This window comes from Dehalobacter sp. DCA, from assembly GCF_000305775.1.
Lineage (GTDB): Bacteria > Bacillota > Desulfitobacteriia > Desulfitobacteriales > Syntrophobotulaceae > Dehalobacter > Dehalobacter alkaniphilus.
The window spans coordinates 1,395,784-1,419,871 of the sequence record NC_018866.1; the positions used below are offsets into that span (position 1 = coordinate 1,395,784).

Sequence of the window (24,088 nt, forward strand, 5' to 3'; positions counted from 1 at the left end):
ACTGTGTTGTTTACATACATTGAATTGTCAGACCGCTTTCGTTCTGACCGGACTGTTCCATTTCCTGCGTAGGTTCCCGAAATACGTTAAAGTAATCGTTAAGAGCCCCGGAGATTTGATCGTAGTCCTCTTTTGTCGGCTTGTAGACATACCACTCGATTTTGTCCCCGTACTTCCATATATACGGGGCGATGCCATCCTTGAAGTTTGGGTTGCTGACCATTTTCTTTCCGACCAGGTCGGACAATCGCAGTGCGAGCGCGTCCACCGGACCATCGTTGCGGTTGATAATAGTTGCTTTGATTGCCTCGTAATGATCTGCTGTACCCAGCGTGACGAATTCAACTCTTACGCGAAGGTTGTCGGTAAGCTTGCCGAAGAAAGCCCTTCCAACAAACTTTTTATCAGTGATATTCGCGTCATTTCCAAACAGCCTGCGCAGCTCCTGTTCAAAGTAATTCATTGTCTTACCTCCTACATTCCAAGTATTTGCCAGATATATAACGGCGCGGTCAGGGTGAACACCAGGCATGCGAAAAGGATTGCAGGCGCTGCCCACTCAAACTGCCCATGCTTGCGGTAATCAAAGTATGCTGTACCCAATTTCGCGAAGAAAAACACAGCAAGAATCAGGTCAATTGCGGGAAAGACCACCTTGTTAACCACAGTCTTGATTTGACTAGAGGCGTCGTTCCAGGTGCTTTCAATTGCTCCTGCCACGTCGCCTGTAGGCGGTGCGGCATAAGCAGTCGTGCAAAGCACGCAGCCCAGCAGCAGCACTACGAGGAAAACAGGTAGGATTCTTTTGAGTTTCATGAGGATAACCACCTTTCTGTTTTATTTTTGCATGACAAAAAACCGCAAAGCTTTATTTGCCCTGCGGTCCTATTTCTTTTTCTGTTGTTAAGGCTTTACAGGCGCGATGTGCCAGTCATCCCAAAGGCTGCCCCGGATGGTCACCGAGTCGGTGAGATTAATGGAAAGCATACCGGCCGGAGTCCAGCAGTCGATGAGCCAAGTATACGGCGTGTAGCTTCCGTCAGGAAACCAGATAGGTGTGAAATGCGTCCGGCGCTTATATGTCGAGTATTTATTGGACTTAAACTCAAATAAAGAGCTGTATCCACCTCTCGTTCTGTCCAGATGCCGCCAATATGTTTCATACCGGAATTCAGGGAAATATGTCACGGCTGTCTGTGCGTCGGTTACCGCCGAGGATTGATTGGTACTGACATTTGCGGTGACGGTCTGATTGATTCCGTACCCGCTTTTCATGTTCTTGCCGTATGCAGTTGGTGCTTTTGCGTCCGGAACCGCACTCATGGATGCTGAAAGGCTGGCGAAATATGAAAGCCAGTCGAACTCCCACCATCCATGGTCGCACCAATAACCATCCTCATCCGTTCCGTGCCATACCCAATAGGCACGCCACCACGGACGCCATACTCCCCAGGAAACCGAGACTTTCTGAGCTTTGTTAGGCACAGCGGCTGCAGAATAGGCATCGTTCCGGTCATCAGCCACTGGATTTGGAGGATCGTTTCCGGAGAGATCCACAATCCTTGCTGTAATAGTACTTTGGCTTGCCGAGCCTCCGCCCGACACCATCACATGAATTGTCATGGTCTGCGGAGTTTTCGGAGTCCTCCAGCGAACCCACACCAGCTGACTGTCGCCCTCCGGATAATACACGTTGCTTACAGTGTAGGTTTGACCGCCGATTGTGAATATCACCGTAACTGGATGATCCGGATCTGCCTGTCCGCCCCGAACAGTCACCGATGTGATAACTTCGGTATTAACCCTGTACTCATAATCGGCTGACGTAACCTCCGGAGGCTCCGGCTCCGCTTCATTGAAGCGTACAATGCCAATGCCAAGTGATGAGATAATATCCGCATTTGATGCAGCTTTAGTCGTAGAGCCATCCCAAGCCGGGTAGCCGAGATCCGATGTTTCAAGGAACATCGCCAACGGCAGGTTCTTGTGACTGAGGGACACCATCTTGCTCCGAAGTCCGCCATTCAGATGTTGGTCAAAAACCGCAGCCTCCGTAGCGGTCATAGCGTACTTAATTCCCCCAAAGGTCAAATAGGCGATGGGTTCCAGCAGGAGCTTATATTCCCCGTTGATGAGCACATCATAATTCATGCCTGTTACATTAGCTATATACCGAATTACAAGCTCGTCAGTGAAATAGCTTTTAATTTGTTCAATACTGGCCTGTCCACTACTGGTACTTATAATCTTAGGCATGGTCTTAGATGGGTTGATGTAGGAGTACACGTTTGTGTTGGGCGTTAATGAACGGCCACTTGAATAACCAAGCTTACTGGTTTTCCCGAAATGAATTTGTATATTGTTCGGATTCCTGTTTGTAAAGTCTACAGGGCTGGTAACCGCTGCTCGGTCATTTGCTCGAACTACCGTTATCCTGACTCCCTCATCACCGCCATTCCAATAGTTTTCGTTGCTTCCGCTACCCATTCCACCTCCGCCGTTATCTATGTTACCTTCGCCCTCGGCGTAGACTGTAATAGGCAAAATCAGAGAAAGCATCAGAAGAAGCACAAGAAAAATGCTGAGTTTTCGCTTCATTTAATACCTCCAAGAACAGCAAAAAGCACCGAATGCCCGGTGCTTTTACTGTATTTATTCTTTTGCTAACTTTTAGTCCATGGAACCAACCTTATTTCCAGTCAGTTCATCACCTGGGTTTCCGACCGTCGTACCCGATCCGCCTCCACCGTTATCCTCAATCCAGCCAAAACCAGGGACATAGATTTTTCCATCCTTCTTATCTCCAGATTTCGGCTCCGAAGGTGATGTACTGCTCGCTGGCTTTGACACCTTGTCATGCTCCACTGGCTTTACTGCATCCACTTTCTCACCGTCCGGTGTTTTGGACGGGTCGGTCTTTACCTCCTGCGGGGGCTGGGTAGGCTTAGTTACCTCCGCCTGTATGCTCTGCTCGGTACCGGTGGAATCTCCGGTGTCTGCAGGCTTGGAAGAAGCCTCAGCTGGATTGATGGGCGGGACGGTTACCCCCTGTGTCTTGATCGGATCTGCAGATGGTTCCGGAATTACTTCGCTGGGGCTGGCTGCATTCGATACCGTGGAGGAAGGCTGAAACAACGCTTCTTTGGGTTTCTCCGTCTTAAACTGCATTGCTATTGCTATGACAAGAACTACGCACACCACGCCTAGTCCGGCGATGGTAAAACGCTTTTTTGCTTTGTCTGTCAGTTTCATAATAGATACCTCCTTGTGTGAAAGATCGATGTGTCCTTTCAATGACACACCATACTACAAAAGCTTTCGGAAGTCTATTGTCAATCCGAAAACGTTAAAATATCGGCATATATTTTGCCTTTACCCTGAGATTGATCACCATGGGCGACAGGCTTTTCCCTCCAAAGGATACCGGAACCTCCAGCCTTATGAGCGCATCGGCCAGCAGGCCTCTGGAATTGTCGGGACTCGCTGGAGCCAAGGGCATATTCTCAAGGTCGACGGAAAGACCGGACAGTCTGAATTCCATGCCGTCTCCGGCATATTTCACATGATAACCGTTTTCCTGTCGCAGTCCCAGAAGCTGATCCAGCCTGCCATATATATCTCCGTAGTCCAGGCTTTCCTCGAAATCGTCTGCAGAAGGCTGATAAGCTCCGCTGTAGCCTTCCCGCACCCCATGAAATACGTTATCGTAATTGTCGTTAATTGTCGAGATAACCGCAGACTGCACAGCGTCCCGAACACCCTGGGATACAATCATCAGCCGTATGGTTTCAGCTATACCGCAGAAAACAATCAAGATTGCGAGAGTAACGGCTACGATGAGGGGAAAGGACGAGCCCCTTTTGCTTCTAAGTATATCACAAATTCTGCCAAATTTCATTTCCAATACACCTCACTCTTGCCGGTAGCCTGCGCCTTCAAGGTGACAGGAAAGCTTCCGAAGCCGCCGAATATGCCGATGTCGGTCTGTAAGGTGACGGTCACGGTGAATTCCTCGTTGAGCTGGAGCCTTCCGTTTTTCGACCATGAGATGTTTGGCGTTAGCCCGGTTTTTTCGGTGAGGACCTGTGCCCTCAGGGTGGTTTCGCTGCCGACACGCCCGGCAATCTCTGCCTCCCGGCAAAGCTCCGAAGCATAGGCGTCCAGCTTGTTTTTTGTAACGAACACCGGAAGTACGCTCACTGCCAGGGCGATGACCAGCATCACGCACAGCACCAGTACCGCTACATCGATATATCCCTCACCGCTCCCGCTTTTTAACAGCTTCAGCACATCCGCACCCCCTCCTGTTTGGGCTCCGTTAGATCATCCTCCATCGGGTAGTCTTGCTCGATATCCTTCTTATCACAGATGTCACTAATCAGAGTCTCTAATGCATAAGACAGGTCATTCTCCGTAATCAAACACTGATCTTTGAGAACCATTAACGGGTGCTTAAACCTCAGCAGGTACTCTAATTGGTGATTTTCCATGAGGACATCATACTTTAAAGCTTTATAAATCTTGCGTACTGCACTGATTTCCTCACATAGCCTAATTAATTCTTCTTTGCCTTTGGTCATCAGTTCAGCAATGTAAGTCATATAATCATCCTTAACTTTTTCTTGAAGCTTTGCATTTAAATCTTCCATTTTTCAACTCCCCCCTCTCCTAAAACATACTGCCGAGTGAATTTAAAATCTCCATGGCGATGATGGCAAGATAGGTCAAGAGAAAGCACATCAGCATGATAAACGAGAATATCCTGATTTTCGGCGGGATCTTCTGTGCCTGGCCCTTGAGCCTTTGAAGCTCCAGTGCCTTAAAGTCATGGGCAAGCATCTGAAAATACACAGCACTGTCGTCGCCCCTTAGAACGCCGATGAGTCCTCTGACCACGTCTGAGAGCATGGGTGAATTGAGCCTTGCCTCAAACCGGGTGAGCGCCGCTTCATAGCTGGAGGAACGCATATCTGCAGTCAGCACATCCAGCTCATGGGCAAAGGCGGGACCGGCGTTCTTCTTGTAGCTTTCCATCATCGCCAGCACGTCACGGCTGGCCTTCAGTGTCTGCTCAATAGTGGAAACAAACCTCGGCAACTCGCCTTCGATCTGCTCCCGCTTTTCCTTGAGCTGCTCGTCGGCCTTTCGGATTTCCTTGAAGTACATCAGGACAGCAAGAATAATTAAGACCGGTGAGAGCAGAGGAAGGAGAAACAAGCAGGGAAGCACGCCCAACATAATGGCTCCGGCTTTTGTAATGGCATAGGCAGAATAAACCTCCGGCGTCATATTGATGCCAGCCGCCTTCAGGATGTTTGCCATCCGGCTGTGCTTGTACTCATCCATCCGGATATGCTTTGAGAGCTTGACTGCTCCTGCCATGAGCCAGGCTTCCATGCTTTTGACGGCTTTTTTGTTCATCCTTCCCGCATTCAGCATGGCCTTGGCGGTATTCATTGTAGGCAGCTTCAGGATGCCTGCCAGAATGAAATACAGCCCTGCGGCAAGGAGGATTCCGGTAAAAATTAGTTGTGTCATCCTCTACGTCACCTCCTGTACTCGATGGGCTTGGTCAGCCGGATGACAAAGGCTGCCGAGACAAATATCGCCGCAGCACATACTGCCAGGATAATCTGCCCGACTGCCGTATGCATCAGGGTATGGTACCAGTCCTTGTTGAGAAAATACATGATCGGCACATTGCCAGCCACCAGCAGAGCCATGATGATGAATTCCTTGCGTGGCTCAAACACCAGGTATTCCAGTTCGGCGTTCACAATGCGCATATCTGAGAGCTTGCTGACAATCGGAGTCAGCGTTGTTTTCAAGCTGCGGTCATGCTGGCAGGCGGCAATGGCGTCGCACCACTCATGGAATACCTCATTGTCTATTTTGGGCTTCATGGCGTGGAGCGCTTTGTCCAGATCGGGATTAATAAGCTTCACCTGCGTCAGAAATCCGGCGAATACACTCCGCACGGGAGGATTGAGGTACTGAATGCTTTCCTCCACCGCCGTCAGGATATCCTCGCTTCTCAGATATGCCGTGGTGATGATAGACAGAGCCGTCTCCAGCTCTGCGGCGATATTCTTTTTGTAATGTGTCGCTGTCAGCCTGATGTACCAGAAAGGAATAAACATCATGCCTACTGCCAGTACCGGCACAAGGAACACGTTGCCTATCAGGCTAGCAAGGCTGGCGCCCGCTGAAAGGAATGCCAGCGAAGCCGCGCAGATCATGGAGAAGCGGGAGCCTCGTCCGGTGATGGCGAGGATCTCCTGCACCTCGGTTATTTCTCGGCGAAGGAAGGATGGCTTTTTTCGCCGGGCAGCTTCGTTGATCTCCGCCTTGATGCTTTTGTTTTTACGGGTCAGAAAGCCGAACAGCCCGTCGGTAAATTCCAGCGGAGAAAGCCCCAGCAAAAGGAAAGCTCCGGTGATAAAACCGGCACAAGCAATTAAAAGGATTGTCATCATTAGCTTGCACCTCCCGCCGCAAGGATTTGCTTTAAGGTATCCTGGGGCATCCCGTTTTCCAGAAAACGTTTCTGAAGGCTTGGGGAAATTCCCTGTACAGCACTGTGGCAGCCGTTGATGATGAATTTTCCGTCCTCTATGCGGTTTTCGGTGATCTGGAACTGGAACAGGCTGCGGAAGTTTCGGGAGCCGTCTGGCAGGATCTCACATTCCATGATCTCCATCAGCCTGCGCTGCTTGTTCTCGAGCTGCTTGGAGAACACCACGATAGGGAATGCCTCTGTCACCAGATCCATGAGGGTGTTGTCCGCCATGTCATATTTTCTTTTGCACAGGGTGACCATACGCCGCCATGTAGCCTCACAGCTGTTGGAGTGGATGGTGGTCAGCACCGTGTGACCGGTTCTGGCAGATTCCTGGGCGGCATAAGCCTCCGGACCGCGCATCTCTCCTACACAGATAATCTCAGGATTGAAACGCAGGGCCATATCCAGCAGGATATCCTGATCGATGTTCTGCTTCTCGTTTTCGCTCATACGGGTCAGGGTATGGATAACACTGTTCCATACCCGTCCGTCCTTCTGGCGCACCAATGCCAGCTCACGGGAGCCATTTTCAATTGTAAATATTCTTTTATTGTCCGGTATGGTTGTCAAAAGCCATCCCGCCAGTGTAGTCTTGCCGGAGCTGGTGGCGCCTGCCACACACACGGAGATGCCGTATCTGAGGCACTCCGCCAGAAAGTCCAGCATCGGTCCGGTAGCGTTACCGCCTCGTATGAAGTCCTCTTTTTTCATGGATTGGGGGTTAACGATACGGATTGAAGCGGATACCCCTACATCCTCATCCACCAGCGGGGTTTTCAGCACAGCGATACGGATATTTTTTGAGAGATGCCCAAGGATGGCGGGGCTGGCATTGTCCAGCACCATGCCGGACACATGGAGCATACGGCGCACCACGTTTATGGCATGTTCAGGGCTGTCAAAGTGTTCGTCCAGCTTTTTGGTGATTCCGCTGCTGTACTGCACCTCAATGTCGTTCCAGGCGTTGACGTCAATTTCCTCAATTCCGGTTCCGAAGATGTATTTTGTCAGGAACGAAAACTCCGCCATCTCGGTGTACAGGGCGTCAACCAGCTGCTCTTGTGACATGCCGCTAACTGCAATTCGGTAATCCTGAACATACTTGGTGATATACCGTTTGATCTGCGCTTTGACTTCCTCCGTGCCGCCATCAGTAATCAGCGCGGCATATTTGCTTGAGATGTATTCCTGCACCTCATGAAGCACAGGGCCGAACTCCCTAGAAGCCCCATCGGATGAAAAAAACAGGCTTTGATTACCTGTCATGCTGACTGTATTTGATTGATCACTTATCTGCGGTATGATATTGACTGCATCACACCCTTGGTTCTTCCTGCTCATACTCCGAACACCTCCTTTGCGAGCCTGGCAATTTCCTTGCGAAAGCTGCGGCTGTCCTTGAGAGCTAATTCCCCCAGCAGGTTCCCCGAAAGAACCAGATTCTCCAGCTCGTCTGAATGGGGAAGCCTGAAGGCAACGCTGCCCAGCACCTGCTCGATATGCTCTCCGGCCTGATTGGATTTGATATTGGAAGCAACCTTGTACTGCTTGTCAGCGTCCCATTTCTGATCCTTCAGGAGCGGGAGCTGACTGGAAAGGTAGCTGACAGACTTTAAATCGCAGTTCACCAGTCGGAGTACCGAATCAGCCTCCAGCAGCGATACTGCTGACAGTATATCGTGAGCGATGGCGCTTCCGCAGTCGATAATGATGTACGGGGCAATGTCCCGCAGATGGTCAATCAGCTCGGACGCCAGCTCCTGAGAGTATGGCGGGTAGGTAAACACATTCTCACCCTTAAGCATGCCGATGATGGTCAGGTAATCCAGCTTCTTGTGAGTGACACAGTTCTGCTTGATAAGCAGGTCCGTCACATGGGTGGCGGCAAGGATGCTGCCGAGAGAGCGCTCACACTCCAAGTCGCCGGGCGGACAGATGCAGGGCAGCATAGGCGCGGTCATGTCGCACAGCAGCAAGGCCACGTTCTTTTTCTGATCCGCCATATACTTTGCAAGGCGGACACTCACAGTGGTCTTTCCGCTGCCGGGGCTGCCCCAAACCGCCAGCACCTGCACATTCTGTTCCGGTTCTTCTTGCACAGGCTCCTGATGCTTACGGGAGAAGATGCTCCCTTTTATAAAGTTAAGCATTTATTCTCCCTCGCTTTCCGGTGCGGTGTTTACAGGCTCAGAGACAGTTCCCTGCGGTATCGGCTGCATAGCTTGCGCCTTTTGCTCCGCAGGCTTCGGATACAGGGCTTCAATTACCTTGTCCTGAATCTCGGTGAATTTAGCGGCATTTTCCTTAGAACCCCTGTACACAAGGGACAGATGGAGCTTGCCGTCCGCCTCCAGTTCTGCGAGGATTTTTGCCTGCTCCGGTGATACCAGCAAGGTGACGGTGGCCGGAAGCTGTTTTTCGTCCTCATCCTTGGTCTGCTCACCGGTGTCAGTATCGTAGCCCGTGCTGGCGGTCACACCGATGACCTCCACATAGGTCAGCTCAGGAGGGATCACGGTGGAGCCCTGCTTTTTATAGTCGGGTGCGATTACTGATACAATGTCACCGGAGATCAGCTTACCGGAGAGACCTCCGGCAAAGTTTTTAATGCTGACGGAGATAGCCTGCTTGTCGCCGCTTAAGTTATACAGGTAGGCGTTCTCCGATGCCGGTGTATCCGACAGCTTTGCGGAGAGGATATAGTCACCGGGCACCAGATCCGCCGCAGCATATTTGCCGAGGACGCTGTCCTGCTGCTTTATCACATCCTCCGGCAGGTTGTATCCACCTACCTCCACGGTCTGGATCATATCCTTGGTAATCGCATCTCCTGCTTTAATGTCCTTGACTACCCGGACAACGCTTGCTTTCTGTGAAACGCTCTGATTAAACAGCGGAGTGAGCGCAAAGCAGATGACTAAAGAAAGCACGATGCAGATTATTCCCAGCACCGTGCGATTTTTTAGAAAGCTCATGAAATGTTCCTCCTTATAATAAAAAGTAGGCTGCAAGGCAGCCGAGGGAAAGAAAGGGGGCGAGAGGATATGACTTTGGAGTATCCCTCCCGCACAGCTTTTGGATTATGATATTGCCTGCATGGAAAACCAAAAGAGCGGTTAAGCCAATGACGGCAGCCGCTATGCTTTTACTGAAGCCAAGCACCAATCCGGCAGCCGCCATGAGCTTGATATCCCCACCACCCATGCCTCCCAGAGCAAGGGCGGCAAGCAGAAATAGTACGGAGGCGAAAAGCCCAGCCAGCTTCACCGGTTCAAAGGCAAGCAGTCCGGTCATGGCAATTCCCAGGCAGATGCTGTCGGGGATGATCTGCTTTCGGATATCGAAGACAGAGGCCGCTAACAGCAGAACAGCAAAAAAGCCGCCCTGTATAAGCGGCATCAGCTGAGTCAAAGAGTCCAGCTTAGCCCCCATAGTTGAACATATCCTGGATGCGCTGCTTAAGCGTGGGGAGAACTGTTTCGCCGAACAGGGCGTAGAGTCCGCCGAGTACGAGGGCACCGATGACTACTGATATCAGAATTTTGATTGCGGTATCCACGAAGCCTTCCCCGCGCTGGGAGCGGAGCAGAGTCTGAGCCATGATGACTTTTTCCGTGATCTTAGCGTTTACCTTGTTTACGAACTTTCTCATTGTGATTTACCTCCAAACTTCATATTTTCATTTTGATAAAAAAAATTTACATACCGCCCATGCGCAAGGAGCCGCTTTGCTCCTGCGCTCCTTCCAAAGCGGGTTTGTCGGCTACCGCGCTTTGCTCAAGGGATTTTTGTTTGTCTGGTTTATCTTCCCGCCTTCTTCTCTGCTGCTTATAGGTAAAGACGGGTGGAATGCCTTCCAGGTCTTTACACCGCTTGACCTTGTATCTTTCATTGTCCTCTTTGTAGAGGTAATACCAATCCTCATCGAAGCTGTATACTCCTGCCATACCTGTGGCCATTCCATCCCTGTAAATAAGCTGATACTTAAAAAGAGCATTGGGATCGCACTCTACTCTGATCAGATCCAATTTCAGCTCGACTTCTTTCGTGTTTATCACCTCCGTATGGGTAGCAAAAAACACCGGTGGTTTATGCCGGTGTTAAGCTCCCCGTGAAATTTATCCGTTTCGTATTCCTGCGCTTCATCCGCATGAAGAAAGCCCTGGAATTAAAAAACAGCCTTCCGGCTGCAGATGGTGGATCTTACAGACTCATTGTCGGGCCTTGGTATAGCTCCTGCTCCGGAGGCTGGAAGGAAATTTCCTTAAAGCCGAAGCGGTCCACATAGTGAAAAGTGCTGCCCGAACTGTCATACAGCTCCACGACATCCGACATGGAGAGGCTATGCCCCTTATAGCCGGGCGGGTGGCTGAGGTTGAATTTGGCGAAGATTTCATCCAGATTATTGGTTTCCACCTCGCCGTCATAGACCGCCTGGTAGTTATTCGGCTCAAGCTCTCCGAAACGCTCAAGAAGCTCGTCATACCCGATGAATTTCATCATAACGTCTGCTTCCGGCTTGAGCTGCCAGATGCGGCAGCTTTTGAGGAGCCGACCGCCGCTTTCCGGGTCAATATTACCTTTTGCCAGTCCTTCATGGACACCATCTCTCCACTCCGCCTCCAATCCCTGCTTTGCAAGATACGATTGGAGCTGCTCGGTTTTAAACAGCGGATCGACTATAGCCTTACCCTTTTCGATATAACCTGCCTTGTTACCGTAGTATTGGATGAGCTTGCCTCTGATCTGAACAGTGTTCATAGAACCTCCTTTCCCGGCATTTGGCTTGCCGTGTTATTCAAAATAGAAGTTGACGGAATAAGTGATGTTCGACTTGTTGTACATACAGTCGTGGTTGGTGTAATAGTAGAACTCCAGCTGGCTGTAAATGCCTGGCGACAGACTGCGGCTGAAAGTGATGCCGTTGGTGGTTGTGCCGTAGTCCAGCTGGTCCCACTGTCCTGTCAGCTTGTTATAGCCGCGCACTCTGCCATAATCGTTGCCGGAATGTCCGGAAACGGGCGGCACCGTAAAGGTATAGCTGGTAATAGTCGCCCCTGCAATTCCTTGTTCAAGAATCACCGATTCAGGGCCAGTCAGCGTCATGCCGCCGCCTCTATTCGGATCGGCCACAAAGAATACAATAGCTGTCCAGGGCGATTCGGCTCCGGTGGAGTCAACAGCTTTCACGCGGACAACATTTTTACCCAACGGATAGGAAGTGCTGGTCTGCGCCGGACGGCCTTCCCAAACATAAGTGATTGCATCGCCATCAGGATCGGAACTGGATGCTGTGATGGTGACTGCTACGCCGGGAGCGATGCTGTTGCCGTCAGGGGTACGGGTAATCACCGGAGTTGTAGGAGCGGAGTTCGCCACCGTGAAGGTGATGTCCGTCCAGTCGGAATACATCCCCCATGCGTCCTTTGCCCTGACCTTTACGGTATGGGTACCCACGGGATAATAGCTGTCTGCTGTTTTGCCGGAATATTCCAAAGTAACGGTATCTCCGTCCGAATCGCTGGCAGAGGCCGAGAGGTTAACCAGCAGCCTGCCGTTTTGTGCTGTCCTTGTAACCGTTGCGCTTCCGGTGGGTTTGTTCGGCGCGGTGTTGGTGATGGTGATGCTCTGCGAATAGGTAAAGGTTCTGCCTTCACTGTCTGTCGTGCTTGCGGTCAGGACATAGCTGCCGGGTACGTTTATGGATATGCTGCCGCCGCTGTTTGACAGGATACCGCCATAGGAAGCCGGAGTTCCGTCTTTGGTCAGCAACCAGACAAGACTTCTGCCCTCCAGTCCGAATACGGCGGGCAGGGAAACATTAATATTGCCGCCGATGTGAACAGAGGACGGGACGGTGAACGGGAAGCTGGCAATCGGCTTGACTGTTGCTGTGTTGGAAGCAAAGGTGAATTTCCTGCCATTCACGTCCGTCGCCTCGGCGATCAGCTTCACAGCGATGGTTTTATTCGTGCTGATGGTAAGGTTACCGCCATCTGCTCCGACCGAGCCTGTCGCATATTGTGCATAGGGTTTTGCCTGACCGCCATCCACAGAAAGAAACCAAGCTATTTCAGTTCCATCAAGCTCAGCGCCGGATGCAGTCACAGCAATGGAATCTCCGCTGTAGCTGAGTAACGGGAGTCCAATGGACATCTGCGGAATGGGATAAACAGTGAAGCTTCTGCTCCGGACAAAGGTTCGGCCGGTGGGGTCCGTCATGGTCAGTGTCAGCTCGTACTGTCCCTTTGCAGGGAAGGCAAGGATGCCTCCAGCTTTAGTCAAAGTACCTGTTGCATATGCGGAGTAAGGTTCAGCACCGCCGCCATCCTTGATAACAGTCCAGCTTGCGGTGAGGTTTTCCAGATCCGTTCCGCTGACGCTGACTGTTCCGGCTTCACCCGCATACCAAACTTGCGGTATGTCGAGTAAAATTGACGGGATCGGGCAGACCGTAGTGGAAGCACTGTAGGAGAACTCCCTGCCCAGCGCGTCCGTCATGGAGGCTGTAAGGGTGTAATCTCCGGTTTGCGTGAAGCGAATTTTCCCGCCGTAGGCATTGAGGCTTCCCTCTATGACGGAGGAAAGCTCAACGGGCTTGCCGTCTTTGGTGAGCATCCATACCACCGGCAGCACGTTGTTGTTGCCGCGAGTCCTTAAATCAATGATGCGGTCGGTATGCGTAGCTTCCGGAAGCTCAAAGGAAATGCTCAGTACCGGCAGGACTTCGATCCTTCCGCCGTTCTCGAACAGGAATACCCGCCCTGTTTCGTCGGTGATTCTTGCGATCAGCTCGTAGGTTCCAGCATGCTTGAAGCGTATGGTGCCGCCGCTGTTATCCAGTGAGCCGTCGACATATGTGGCCCAATCCTGGAAGCCGAAGCCGTTCTCCAGCAGCCACTCGACATTTAGCCCATTAAGCTCCGAGGTTTCCGTAAGCACCTTGACAGCAGTATCGGTGTGTGCGGTATCAGGCAGCGTATACGAGATGCTCGGAACCGGATAGACCTTGACCGGTGCGGTGTAGCTGTAGGTTCTTCCTGCGGGATCGGTGAAGGCTGCTTTAAGAACATACTCTCCTTTATTAATGAAGCAAATGTAGCCGCCTTCGTTGGTCAGCTCACCCTGAACCGCATCGGTAAGGGCAACGTCCTTGCCGTCCTTCATCAGCGACCACTTAATTGCGGCGTTGCCAAGGTTTTCAAAGCGGGTTTCCACACGGACAGTTTTATCGGTATGGGTGATTTCCGGTACATAGAAGCCGATGGAACCTACAGGATAAATCGTAATTGTCTTGGAGGCTTCAAAGGCTCTGCCGGTTTCATCGGTGAGCGTTCCGGTGAGCATATATACGCCCTTGTCCTTGAAGCGGATGGTACCGCCTTCATCTGTGAGGCTGCCTTCTGCTTCATCAGCGAGCACTGCCGCTTCACCGTTCTTAGCAAGGTTCCAAGTCACGCTTAGTCCATCAGATTCTGTCAGCACAGTTTTGACGTCAAGAGTTTTATCCGTATGAGAAGCTTCCGGTAGGTCAATGGAAATTCCGGCCACAGGATAGACCCTGGTGCTTTCACTATGGGTGAAAACACGTCCGGTATCGTCGGTTATGGATGCTGTCAGTGTATATTCGCCCTTGTTCCTGAACACGAAGGTGCCGCCTTCGTTCCCGAGCGTTCCATCCAGAATGTCGGCAGGCTGGACGGTTTCACCATCCTTTGCTGCAGTCCACACGATATCATGCCCGTAGAGCTTTTCCAACGGGAATGTAAGCGTGATGGATTTGTCCGTATGGGTGGTTTCCGGCAGGTCAAAGCTCAGATCAATAACCGGATATACCGTGATCTGCTTGGACAGCACGGTTTCTTTCCCTCTGGTGTTTTTCGCTGTCGCAGTCAGTGTGTACTGTCCTTCTTCCTTGAATTGAACGGTACCTCCCTCCAGACCGAGACTGCCGTTGACTGCGTCCGCCAGCTCCACGGGCTGCTCTGATCTATCAACTGCGGTTTTAGTCAGCGTCCAGGTGTAGCTTTTCATGTACTTCCAGATGGGCATCACCTGAACTTCGCTGTCGGTATGAGCAGTTTCAGGAAGCTCAAACCGCACCTGTGCAGGCGGATAATATGAGCCCCCTCCCGAACCACCGCCCGGATTGCCCGGCGTTGGCGTAGGAGAAGGCTTGCTCTCATCCGGATTCGTCGGGGTTGGCGTCGGCTGCTCCGGGGTTCCGGGAGTCGGACCCGGCTTCGCTGCATCCGGAGTCTGCGCTGGAGCGGACGGCGTAGGCTCAGTCGGCTTCGGAGTGACCTTGTCGATCATATCCTCTGCGTCGCCCTTGGTAACCGGATCGTTGGGACGGATTTTGTTATCATCCGTATTCCCGATAATTCCGTCCTCGCGGCCGATGATGACAAAGCCCTTGTCCTCATCCTCTATGTCCGCCTGATCATCATAACCGCTGTGCCCCTGAGTGTTTACCGCTTCCTCATCCTTGCCCTCCGCTCTCACGAGCATCTTGATGATTTCTGCGCGGGTGATGGGATCGTCGGGATGAAAGCCGTCGGGATAATCAGCAGGGTCGATGATTCCTGCGTCGATCAGTGCCTCGATGTTTTTCTCCGACCAGTGGCCGTCGATGTCAGAAAAGCTGGGCGGGTCTTTTTCCGTGTTTGAGCTATCTAGCGGAATATCCCTCACCAGGATGGCGGTAAATTCTCCGCGTGTGATGATTTCGCCTTGGCCGATGAAGTTTTCCGGGTGCAAGCGGTACGCTGTATAGATCCCGCCGCATACCAGGAGAAGGAGAACGATGGCAAGTATGCCGATGAGTTTTCCATTCTGTTTCATTGTTTCTCAGTCCTTTCTTTAAATTTTGATAAAAAACCGGAATCATCAATCTGACTCCGGCCTCAAGTCCTTATTGTTTTCATAGCTTCAGCTCCATACCGCCCGGCTCCTGCTGCTCCTTGAAGAAGGCTTGCAAGACCTCCGGCGACGGATAAATAAGCTTTCCGTCAATCATTTCAAATACGCAGAAGTCATCCCGGTCGCAGATCATCACCCGGTGCTGGTAGTCCTTCTGCATTTCGATGTAGTCCTGCACCTCTTTGGTGCTGCAGAGCCACACGCCGGAGGTATATCGTCCGTCCGGCAGAAAGCAATAGCCGCTGTACTGAGGCTCATGGCCTTTCAGATCCAACGCATCAGCGGGCCGGATCTGTGAGAGCTGGAGCCGGGTATGGTCAGACAGAATCTCCGGCTTTGCAATGCCAAGCACGTCGCTCCTGTTCCAGCGGACTTTTTCTCCGTCCGCAAGTGAAACTGTGAATACGGACCGTCCGATGGGATTGGGATTGCTGCCGTTTCCTCCGGTGCAGTAGCACAGCTGATGCTTTGCGTTCCGGTGTTCTGCAGGCAATGAGGAAGCCCGTAGTAAAATAACCCTGCCGCTGATGGGCATGTCATATCCGGTTTGCAGACAGTCCTCTTGTGTAAATAACTCTTTCTCAGTCAAGGCGAATCGGCTCCTTTCTTTTTTCGATTATGTCCAGCAGCTTTGCGGCGATGGAGATCAATGTTTCCTCCGGCATATCACGGATGGCGGCACGCACAAATGCTTCCACTGCCTCCGGCGATTGGTCGCCAATCTCAATAAGATCAACCTTTTTTGCCGTGATGACACCCTTCTGGATTCCGAGGCGCACGATATCTCCATGCTCCATTTCGGCGGCAGTACGAAGTGCCTTCGGAATCAATACACGCCCTTTGTCATCTACGATTTTATAAATGGGCTTTGCTTTCATACGAAGTATCCCTCCTTTCTCATAACGTCACGAACGGTGCCGGGGTCTATGCCAAGATCCTCGAAGAGCCCACGCAGCTCGTCCGGCAGGCGATCAAGGATATCCGACGCAGCGATGACAATGGCACCCTCGGCACAAATGACATCCAAGTCGCTGTCTAATGGGATGTCCGCAGACTCCAGCAGTTCGTGGGGTATATGCAGTTCGTCCTCCGGGAGTTCATATTCCGGAGAAAATTTCTCGTCATCCTTCTGCAATTCAAAGAGAGGGACGGCAATCTCCACTCCCTCAGATGTGATAAGAACCAGAGGGCAGTGGTGATTTACTTCCTCCTGCACCATCATGGTGAGGCAGATCTCATCCCCGGGATTCAGCCCGGCATTGCCTACGGCTTCTGCAGGAATAACAATCTGGCCATTTTTGTCTACCTCAGACTTCATTTTAATAATTTTCATTAAGGTGTTCCCCCTTTTAATTAACCCCCGTGATGGGGTTATAGTTGTGGGTCAAATAACAGTTCGGAGTCGAAAAGATTCATCTGGGACGGCATATCACTCAGCCTTTCGGCAGTGTCGTAGTTAGAGATCAGGACTTCAGCGTATTCGCATCCATTGTCATAGCGCTGGGCAAGGTTGTTGATGCGGCTGACCGCTTCAATATTAAAGTCCTTGTACAGCTCGCGAATGAATTCACAGTCGTTATAGCTGACGAGCCATTTCCCCTGGCAGGATGCAAGAGTGTCCCGCAAACGATAGTGATCGTCTTTTTTAAATTCCACGGCGTAGTGTCCTTCCGTCTGATAATATGGCGGGTCGCAATAGATGAAGGCATTTTCACGGTCGTACTGCTTAATCAAAGCTTCAAAGTCTTTATTCTCAATGACAGTATCCTTAAGCCTCCGGCTGCCCTGCCAGAGAAGATGAAAGGTTTTCCGGATATCGAAGGGCTGACATCCGTAACTGGTGCAGCCGCTTCCATAGCTTAGGCGGATAAGTCTGTAAAAGGCGGCAGCGCGTTTTACGTCATTCATCTGTGCATTTTCCAGAAGGATCTGCTTTATTTCCTCAAACTGAGGTTCATTGAGAAATCTCTGAGCAATCTCAAGCTCTTCCCACAGGTACTCATTTGTGAATTCCTCCTTCTCCAGATATTTTTTAAGGACATTAAATTCGTCGCGTCCGTTTAACGGAAAGAAATTCAGCTCTTTGAGAAGAGCAAAGGGACGGTCGCGGACACAGCGGAACAGATTTGCCAGGTCTGAATTGAAATCGTTGTAGACCTCCATAGCGGCGTCCGGAGGCCGTCCGAACAGCACCCAGCCTCCACCGCCGAAGACCTCAATGTACCTTCCGAATTCCTTCGGCATACGCTGATAGATCATATCCCGCAGAGCCTTTTTGCCGCCCACCCAACTGATGATGCTGTTCAATCTATAACCTCCCTTTGCTCCGGCGGCTTATTTTCTCAACGTCTGTTCTCATACAGGAGCCGTCAGGACTCCAGCAGATAAAGCCGACGCCGGGATAAGGGCAGCCGACACAGCGGTCGGTATCTTCAGGCAGAGGCAGGGAATGCTTTGCAGGTGGAGCGTTTTCTTCGGCTCCTGTTTTTTCTTCTGGTGTTACATCATGCTTCATGGTTCAGCTCCTTTCTTTAGAAAAACAAAAAAGGCGCTGCCTTTTTTGTAAGACAACGCCTTCTCGTTCTTTTTTTAGTTGTATTGATCACAGCAATCTGCTGTAACAAAAAAGCGTCCTTCAGCTTCATGAGAAACCAAAGAGTGCTATTTGCCCGTTCACTTATTCCTTATCCCATCACCTGACCTCCGTATCCGAGATCAGGTGAGCTGTTTTTCATCTCCTGTTCAAGCTTAAGGGAGTAATTTTCATGATTCCAAAAGCTGACGTAAATCTCTCCGTCAGGAGTTTTGATAGGACGTTGCTCGAACCCTTCGCCATAACCGTCAGAGTTCTGACCGCACACATAATCTAAAAGCGCGGCAACTTCTTCACCGGAAAGAGACTCCTTTAGCCCGGCGGTCATGACTCCCCACAGCTCTCCGTCGACGATTTCCACCGAGGGGTAAAGGCTATAAACCTTTTTATTTAGAGCTTCGTCATGAATGTACTCGGAAAGACCACGGTCATTTTCGAAGTGCCGATTCTCCTTGGCGATGGCAGCGAGGATTTGATCCTCATACGCCACAGCCTCCCTTGGTGAGATATCCTCCCTCTCATCCTCCATGCAGTCATACTGAGGATAACTGACGATTTTCAGAGGGAAGAAGATACGCATTGTTTCGTTTGCCATTTTGATTTCCTCCATTTTTTTAATATGATCCCTAAAAAAGGGCATAAAAAAAGCGGGGTATCTTCGTTATGAAAATACACCCGCTGATTTTTGTATTTAGTTATAGCCCGTAATGAATCATAAACTTGTGTCTTTGTTTTTGCTTCTTCAATTTTTTGAGATAAGAGATAAGATTACCGAGACCGTGATTCAGCGTAACTCCACGTCATACGTCTGTCCACAGAAAGTAATCGATTTGAGCTTACTTATATCGAAGTACTCTGTATTGACAGACCATGAGCCCATCGTGGAATCTATCATGGAGCTGCCGCTGTCCTTAAACTTAACAACTGAACCGTCATCAAGCGTCAGGACCGGCTCGGGGTAGGAACGAAAATACTTTGTAAACGCGTCCAGATCCTGATTGCCGCCTTTCGAGGTAAAAATGATTTCGACCGTTGCCGGACGAATATCGAAGGTGATTTCGTCGATATAGTCCGAATTCTCTGCCCTGGCCTTAAAGGTCATATGCGTTTTATCCGCATCTGGGAGCTTGATGTCAAACGATAGGTCCCAATTTCCGGAGATATCGTTTACCGTATATGAGTCGTTCTCCGCATTTGAGTAGAGGGCGATACCTGTTATGACGAGTGCCACGTGGCCCGTCTTTTCCGCTTCCGTCCCCGACAGGAAGATTGACGCTGGCACGGTGAGGATGCCGTCCGTAAAGGTAAAACCGTCCCGGTTAAATATCGTATAGCCCGTCATCGGGTCCGTTCGGAACTGGATACTGTCAAACTTCGTATCCGCAAGACCAGTCAGCTGAAGGGTAAGGTGTGTCGTTAACCCGTCCGTATAAGCGTTCGTCAGCGTGATTCCGATACCAACGCTTTTATCCGAGACATCGGGCGTTATGGCTCCCGTCACTTCAGGATTTTTGAAAAAAGAATCATAGAACGCACCGAAGTCAAGTACCCCGGCCATCGCAAGGGCGGTGGTACTTAGTGCGAGCACGATAACGACAGATGCGGCAGCGAGTCCGAACCTACGCATCGACCTTCTGTGAACACGACGCATATACATTTCACCCGAAATGCCTTGCTGCACGAGTTTCCTAACACGTTTTGAGTTGACGGAGCTTTGTACGTTGAGATATACTTCGTCATCGTCAATACAATTCATTAAGTCCGAAATTTTTATATTCATTTTCAACACCCCTTTCGGCGAGATGAATTTTGAGTTTTTCGCGCCCCCGTGCGAGTCTGCTTTTTACAGCGGATTGTGACAAGTGCATTTCGTCTGCAATCGTCGATACGGTCTGATAGTAATAATAGTGCCGCAAAAAAATCTCACAGTCGGGATTGCCAAGAGCGTTCACCGCATTGCGAACGGTTGCGGCGAGTTCGTTCGTGATAACGCCGCCCTCCACGTCTGCGTCAGCGACGACCACTATTTCGTCATCATCGAGCGATAGCGACGCACCGATTTCACGGAGCTTATTCTTCGCGCGATTCCGTGCGACGCTACCGAGCCACGATTTCAGTTTGTCCGCACTTGGCTTATCGGCGTTCTTCCATAACGTGATGAATACATCGGCGCAAACTTCTTCAATATCCGCTTCGCTCATCGATGTGCCGATAATGCCCTGAGCAATCGCACCGACATACGGCGTGTATTTTTTGATTATAGCGTCAAGCGCGGCTCCATTTCCGCGCTGAACTCCGAGTAGTGCAGTTGCGTCATTCAATGTATCACTTCCCTCGTTTACTTTTGACGACCGTCATATATAATAACACCGAAAAATATAATTTGGTTGCATGAAATTCCCAAAAAGTCACATAAAGACTCCCAAATAACAAATGTCATCTATAAAAACCCCAAAAAAAACGGGCCAAAAAATGCACTTTTTGACCCCGTTTTTTGCCTATTTTTTGCTCCAAAACCACTACATATAGTGGTTGACCTGCCTTATTTGCCCTTCAAACCACTATTTGTCATCAGAACTATACTCTCAACGTGCTGCGTCCACGGGAACATATCCACCGGTTGTACGCGCTCGATTCGATAAGTATTCCGGCAAAGCACCTTTAAATCCCTGGCTAGGGTGGCAGGATTGCAGGACACATAGATGATTCTTTCCGGCCCGATATCAAGCAGGCCTTCAAGAACTTCCGGCTCCATTCCGGCCCGGGGCGGGTCGCATACTATGAGGTCCGGGGTTCCGGAAAGTACGGCCAGTTTCTCCTCGACTTTTCCTTCCACAAAACGGACATTGATAATGTTATTGTCCTCAGCATTTTCTTGCGCGTCGGCGATCGCATACGGGTTTTCCTCGATGCCCAAAACCCTTTTGGCTCTCTGGGCCAGCATTAAGGTCATCGTACCGATACCACAGTAGAGGTCCCAAACCTCATCTTCTCCCGTGAGTCCGGCCCAATCCAGTACCAGTCCATACAGCACCGCCGTTTGCGCCGGATTAACCTGAAGGAAAGAACGTGGGGAGACTTTGAAGCGCAGATCGTTTAAATGTTCATTCAGATACTGGGCCCCGCTCCCCTCAAACACGTTATTCCTCCGGGGAATCGTAATCGAACAGCTTTGAGGAGAAAATCCAGCTTGTTCTTTCAGTTTACTGATCAATCGATCCAGTTCTTTCGTGTTCTCCATATTGCCGTCAAAGACCAGCAGTCCCTTGCCTCGGTTGCTTTCCCGGAACGTGGCCGTCTTGATTCCCTCGCAGCATTCTCCGATCACCTGCTGCATTCTTTTTATTCTATTGTTGGTCTCCTGACTCAGCAGCAGACAATCGTCAAAAACTGTTACATCTTTAGACTTTTCACGATAATAGCCAAACCGGCCTTTTAGGTCACGGTGCAAAACTGCTTTGTTACGGTAGCGCCAGGGATCGTCCATGCCCAGAACCGGTTCAACCTGAATATCGGTGAATCCGCCGATTCTCCGCAGGGCATCTTCCACCCACCTTTGTTTCCATGTGAGTGTGGTCTGGTACTTAACATGCTGAAGATTGCAGCCGCCGCAGACCGGATAAACTGTACAGGGCGGCGATACTCTTTCTTCAGACATTTGTTCAATTTCAATAATCTGTGCTCTCCGGTAAGATTTCTTTTGTTCCGTCAGCTGTATTTTGCCTTTTTCTCCCGGAAGCATCCTCGGGACGAAGGTGGTGATTCCGTCGGTATAGCCGACACCGGATCCATCGGAAGCCAAACGGACGATTTCTATATCCAGGTTTTTCGCGCCGATGCGCTCTTCTCTGGCGATGGTATGATCATAAGTACCCTCATGTCGATCATTTTTATTAACCATGGATCCTTCTTCCCTCTGTTCGCAGTCTCGTCCGAACCTGCTCTTATTTCAAACTCTGACTGATCTTAGCCTCATTCAGATTGTCTTACCGCTATCTTGTCATTATCCCCGCTGCCACCACATCAAGATGACCATCAAAATATTCCAGACCCCGTGCGCCACGACTGAAGTCCAGAGGCTCTTGCTTCTTTCGTACAGAAAAGTCAGAACCAGACCCCCGATCACCAGCGGTACAAACCGTATCAGATCAAAATGCATCAGACCAAAAAACAGTCCTGCAGAAAGAATGCCCTTCGCTTTGCCATACCCCTGACGCAGCGGCGGATAGATCAGCCCCCTGAAAATCATTTCCTCTTTAAGCGGTACGATAAAGCCGCCTAGCAGAACCAGCGGCATCAGCTGCCAGATAGAATCAACGCCCTCAACGGCCAGTGCAAAGCTCTGGGGTTCGGGCTTCCCGAAATATTCCACGAGGACATTTCCCAAAAGACCGACTACAAAAAATAACACTATGCCGCCGCCCAGTCCGGCCAGAAGACATTTCCAATTAAAATTGGCCAGCCCCAAATCAGCGAACGATCCGCGCAGGATCTTGAAGAATAAAAACAGTGCAACAAAAAAGAGTAGAGCCTCGCCAAAACCGATGACAAGATAGCTGATATACCCCTTCAGATATCCAAGGTTCTCTAGCGGCTTTAGCCAGCCTAAAACAAATTCCAGAACATAGACAATAAGAATCAGGTAAAGAGCCTGCCAGAAGTTCCATCTGGGGTTTTCCAAAGCGTTCATTTATACCTATCTCCAGTTATGTTATTTTTAATCATGGATATTCAGTCTCGGCATATTTCCATCTGAAAGTAATTCTACCTCTTTTTCAGTTCCATAAAGGTCTTTGTAAATATAAATCAGTTCCTTATCAAAAAGTGAGCGTTTCATATCGACTGCAAGGGATCTTACATGCTTTAGAATCTTATCGGCTTGCTCAGATGTAAGCTCTCTGCCATATTCCCTGAATTTCGCTTTAATCGAGGCTGTCCCCGAATGCTTGCCGATCACAATCTGCCTTTCCAGCCCGACCTCTTCAGGACGAAATACTTCATAAGTTTTCGGATTTTTCAATGCGCCGTCGGCATGAATACCGGATTCATGCGCAAACATATTGCTGCCTACAATGGCTTTCCAGGGCGGAAGAATACGCCCTGAAGCCCTGGAAACATATTCGGATAATTCCACAAACCGCTCCGTAACAAAGCCAAGGTCCGTTTCTTCCAGGTATTTCAGAGCCATGATGACTTCTTCCAGCGCTGCATTGCCGGCTCTTTCTCCAAGGCCGTTCACCGTCACACCGATAAATCTGGCTCCAGCCTTCACTCCGGCTAAAGCGTTGGCCGTCGCCATCCCGAAATCATTATGCGTATGCATTTCCACATCAATATCGGCGCGTTCTCTTAAGGTTTTGATTCTATCAAAGGTCAGAAAAGGATCGAGGATGCCAATCGTATCACAGTAGCGGAGACGGTTTGCACCGGCCTTTTTGGCCTCTGTCGCAAATTCCACGAGATAGTTCATATCTGATCTCGAAGCGTCCTCGGCATTGACCGAGATATAATCGACATGCTTTTTCGCAAACTCCGTTGCTTTGATCATCATATCAAGAACTGCCCCGGGCGTGGTTTTTAATTTATGTTTGATGTGAATGTCCGAGGTCGATACGGAAATGGCCACGGCATCACAGCCGCAGGACAGCGATGCTTCAATGTCCTTGATCACGGCGCGGTTCCAGCCCATGATGCTGGCTTTCAGTCCGAGGCCGCAGATACCTTTGATGGCCTCAAGTTCTTTACCGCCCATAATCGGTATTCCCGCTTCAATCTGGTTAACCCCGATCTCGTCAAGCATCCGGGCGATCCTTAATTTCTCTTGATTGGAAAAGACAACCCCGGCAGTCTGTTCCCCGTCACGCAGGGTTGTATCCACAATCACCAACCCGGTATCCGGTACTTTTCCCATTTTATCCACCTCTAAACGCGTTCATTTCTTGTATTTATTAAGTATGTCTTATCATTCTGGCACAATATCTTGCTCTATTATGCTTTTTTGTTCTTTTTAT

At 50.3% G+C, this 24,088-nt stretch carries 28 protein-coding genes; all 28 read right to left on the reverse strand.

Translation table 11 applies throughout. From position 1 onward, the window contains the following. Positions 1-10: 10 nt before the first annotated feature. Entirely contained in the window at positions 11-463 is a 453-nt protein-coding gene (locus DHBDCA_RS06670; protein ID WP_015043438.1) for a hypothetical protein, read from the reverse strand. 11 nt (positions 464-474) lie between these two features. Further along, positions 475-816 carry a DUF3852 domain-containing protein gene (locus DHBDCA_RS06675; protein WP_015043439.1) on the reverse strand — a complete coding sequence of 114 codons (342 nt, stop codon included), beginning with the start codon at positions 814-816 and terminating at the stop codon, positions 475-477. Positions 817-903: 87 nt separating this feature from the next. Next, positions 904-2,598 carry a hypothetical protein gene (locus DHBDCA_RS06680; protein ID WP_015043440.1) on the reverse strand — a complete coding sequence of 565 codons (1,695 nt, stop codon included), beginning with the start codon at positions 2,596-2,598 and terminating at the stop codon, positions 904-906. Positions 2,599-2,670: 72 nt separating this feature from the next. After that, complete coding sequence (locus DHBDCA_RS06685) at positions 2,671-3,252, reverse strand: DUF6550 family protein (RefSeq protein WP_015043441.1); 582 nt, start codon at positions 3,250-3,252, stop codon at positions 2,671-2,673. A 94-nt stretch (positions 3,253-3,346) separates the two neighbouring features. After that, positions 3,347-3,898, reverse strand: coding sequence for a hypothetical protein (locus tag DHBDCA_RS06690; protein ID WP_041226375.1), 552 nt, complete (start codon positions 3,896-3,898; stop codon positions 3,347-3,349). Next, a complete protein-coding gene (locus DHBDCA_RS06695) occupies positions 3,895-4,290 on the reverse strand; it encodes a DUF4320 family protein (RefSeq protein WP_015043443.1) in 396 nt (131 codons plus the stop codon). The genes DHBDCA_RS06690 and DHBDCA_RS06695 overlap by 4 nt, the downstream gene beginning before the upstream one ends. Continuing rightward, on the reverse strand, positions 4,284-4,649 hold the full coding sequence (locus DHBDCA_RS06700; protein ID WP_015043444.1) for a hypothetical protein: 366 nt from the start codon (positions 4,647-4,649) through the stop codon (positions 4,284-4,286). Before DHBDCA_RS06700 ends, DHBDCA_RS06695 begins: the two co-directional genes overlap by 7 nt. A gap of 19 nt (positions 4,650-4,668) precedes the next feature. After that, on the reverse strand, positions 4,669-5,538 hold the full coding sequence (locus DHBDCA_RS06705) for a hypothetical protein (RefSeq protein ID WP_015043445.1): 870 nt from the start codon (positions 5,536-5,538) through the stop codon (positions 4,669-4,671). An 8-nt stretch (positions 5,539-5,546) separates the two neighbouring features. Beyond that, the gene (locus DHBDCA_RS06710) at positions 5,547-6,476 is read right to left on the reverse strand and encodes a type II secretion system F family protein (protein ID WP_015043446.1); all 930 of its coding nucleotides are present in this window, start codon (positions 6,474-6,476) and stop codon (positions 5,547-5,549) included. Beyond that, positions 6,476-7,903 (reverse strand): type II/IV secretion system ATPase subunit, encoded by a 1,428-nt coding sequence (locus DHBDCA_RS06715; RefSeq protein ID WP_015043447.1) that lies wholly within the window; start codon positions 7,901-7,903, stop codon positions 6,476-6,478. Before DHBDCA_RS06715 ends, DHBDCA_RS06710 begins: the two co-directional genes overlap by 1 nt. Continuing rightward, the gene (locus tag DHBDCA_RS06720; protein WP_015043448.1) at positions 7,900-8,712 is read right to left on the reverse strand and encodes an AAA family ATPase; all 813 of its coding nucleotides are present in this window, start codon (positions 8,710-8,712) and stop codon (positions 7,900-7,902) included. Before DHBDCA_RS06720 ends, DHBDCA_RS06715 begins: the two co-directional genes overlap by 4 nt. Beyond that, positions 8,713-9,537, reverse strand: coding sequence for a Flp pilus assembly protein CpaB (cpaB, locus tag DHBDCA_RS06725; protein ID WP_015043449.1), 825 nt, complete (start codon positions 9,535-9,537; stop codon positions 8,713-8,715). A 13-nt stretch (positions 9,538-9,550) separates the two neighbouring features. Next, complete coding sequence (locus DHBDCA_RS06730; RefSeq protein WP_015043450.1) at positions 9,551-9,994, reverse strand: prepilin peptidase; 444 nt, start codon at positions 9,992-9,994, stop codon at positions 9,551-9,553. Beyond that, complete coding sequence (locus tag DHBDCA_RS06735) at positions 9,984-10,214, reverse strand: DUF6133 family protein (RefSeq protein WP_015043451.1); 231 nt, start codon at positions 10,212-10,214, stop codon at positions 9,984-9,986. Before DHBDCA_RS06735 ends, DHBDCA_RS06730 begins: the two co-directional genes overlap by 11 nt. Before the next feature lie 46 nt (positions 10,215-10,260). Further along, positions 10,261-10,644 (reverse strand): hypothetical protein, encoded by a 384-nt coding sequence (locus tag DHBDCA_RS06740; protein ID WP_041226378.1) that lies wholly within the window; start codon positions 10,642-10,644, stop codon positions 10,261-10,263. A gap of 121 nt (positions 10,645-10,765) precedes the next feature. Continuing rightward, positions 10,766-11,323 carry a YodL domain-containing protein gene (locus DHBDCA_RS06745; protein WP_015043453.1) on the reverse strand — a complete coding sequence of 186 codons (558 nt, stop codon included), beginning with the start codon at positions 11,321-11,323 and terminating at the stop codon, positions 10,766-10,768. A gap of 33 nt (positions 11,324-11,356) precedes the next feature. Continuing rightward, positions 11,357-15,406: an S-layer homology domain-containing protein gene (locus DHBDCA_RS06750; protein WP_015043454.1), complete on the reverse strand. Its 4,050-nt coding sequence runs from the start codon at positions 15,404-15,406 to the stop codon at positions 11,357-11,359. A 79-nt stretch (positions 15,407-15,485) separates the two neighbouring features. Further along, positions 15,486-16,073 carry a hypothetical protein gene (locus DHBDCA_RS06755; protein ID WP_015043455.1) on the reverse strand — a complete coding sequence of 196 codons (588 nt, stop codon included), beginning with the start codon at positions 16,071-16,073 and terminating at the stop codon, positions 15,486-15,488. After that, positions 16,066-16,362, reverse strand: coding sequence for a hypothetical protein (locus DHBDCA_RS06760; protein WP_015043456.1), 297 nt, complete (start codon positions 16,360-16,362; stop codon positions 16,066-16,068). Before DHBDCA_RS06760 ends, DHBDCA_RS06755 begins: the two co-directional genes overlap by 8 nt. Continuing rightward, positions 16,359-16,817 (reverse strand): AbrB/MazE/SpoVT family DNA-binding domain-containing protein, encoded by a 459-nt coding sequence (locus DHBDCA_RS06765; protein WP_015043457.1) that lies wholly within the window; start codon positions 16,815-16,817, stop codon positions 16,359-16,361. Before DHBDCA_RS06765 ends, DHBDCA_RS06760 begins: the two co-directional genes overlap by 4 nt. A gap of 38 nt (positions 16,818-16,855) precedes the next feature. Beyond that, positions 16,856-17,791 (reverse strand): DNA adenine methylase, encoded by a 936-nt coding sequence (locus DHBDCA_RS06770; RefSeq protein ID WP_015043458.1) that lies wholly within the window; start codon positions 17,789-17,791, stop codon positions 16,856-16,858. 1 nt (position 17,792) lies between these two features. Then, positions 17,793-17,999, reverse strand: coding sequence for a hypothetical protein (locus DHBDCA_RS06775; protein WP_015043459.1), 207 nt, complete (start codon positions 17,997-17,999; stop codon positions 17,793-17,795). A 169-nt stretch (positions 18,000-18,168) separates the two neighbouring features. Continuing rightward, positions 18,169-18,672: a hypothetical protein gene (locus tag DHBDCA_RS06780; RefSeq protein ID WP_015043461.1), complete on the reverse strand. Its 504-nt coding sequence runs from the start codon at positions 18,670-18,672 to the stop codon at positions 18,169-18,171. Positions 18,673-18,861: 189 nt separating this feature from the next. Then, the gene (locus DHBDCA_RS06785; RefSeq protein WP_015043462.1) at positions 18,862-19,857 is read right to left on the reverse strand and encodes a hypothetical protein; all 996 of its coding nucleotides are present in this window, start codon (positions 19,855-19,857) and stop codon (positions 18,862-18,864) included. Then, positions 19,820-20,398: an RNA polymerase sigma factor gene (locus DHBDCA_RS06790; protein ID WP_015043463.1), complete on the reverse strand. Its 579-nt coding sequence runs from the start codon at positions 20,396-20,398 to the stop codon at positions 19,820-19,822. Before DHBDCA_RS06790 ends, DHBDCA_RS06785 begins: the two co-directional genes overlap by 38 nt. A gap of 221 nt (positions 20,399-20,619) precedes the next feature. Continuing rightward, positions 20,620-21,978 (reverse strand): 23S rRNA (uracil(1939)-C(5))-methyltransferase RlmD, encoded by a 1,359-nt coding sequence (rlmD, locus tag DHBDCA_RS06795; protein WP_015043464.1) that lies wholly within the window; start codon positions 21,976-21,978, stop codon positions 20,620-20,622. A gap of 102 nt (positions 21,979-22,080) precedes the next feature. Further along, positions 22,081-22,767 carry a CPBP family intramembrane glutamic endopeptidase gene (locus DHBDCA_RS06800; RefSeq protein WP_015043465.1) on the reverse strand — a complete coding sequence of 229 codons (687 nt, stop codon included), beginning with the start codon at positions 22,765-22,767 and terminating at the stop codon, positions 22,081-22,083. A 27-nt stretch (positions 22,768-22,794) separates the two neighbouring features. Beyond that, positions 22,795-23,988, reverse strand: coding sequence for a homocitrate synthase (gene nifV, locus DHBDCA_RS06805; RefSeq protein ID WP_015043466.1), 1,194 nt, complete (start codon positions 23,986-23,988; stop codon positions 22,795-22,797). Positions 23,989-24,088 lie beyond the last annotated feature (100 nt).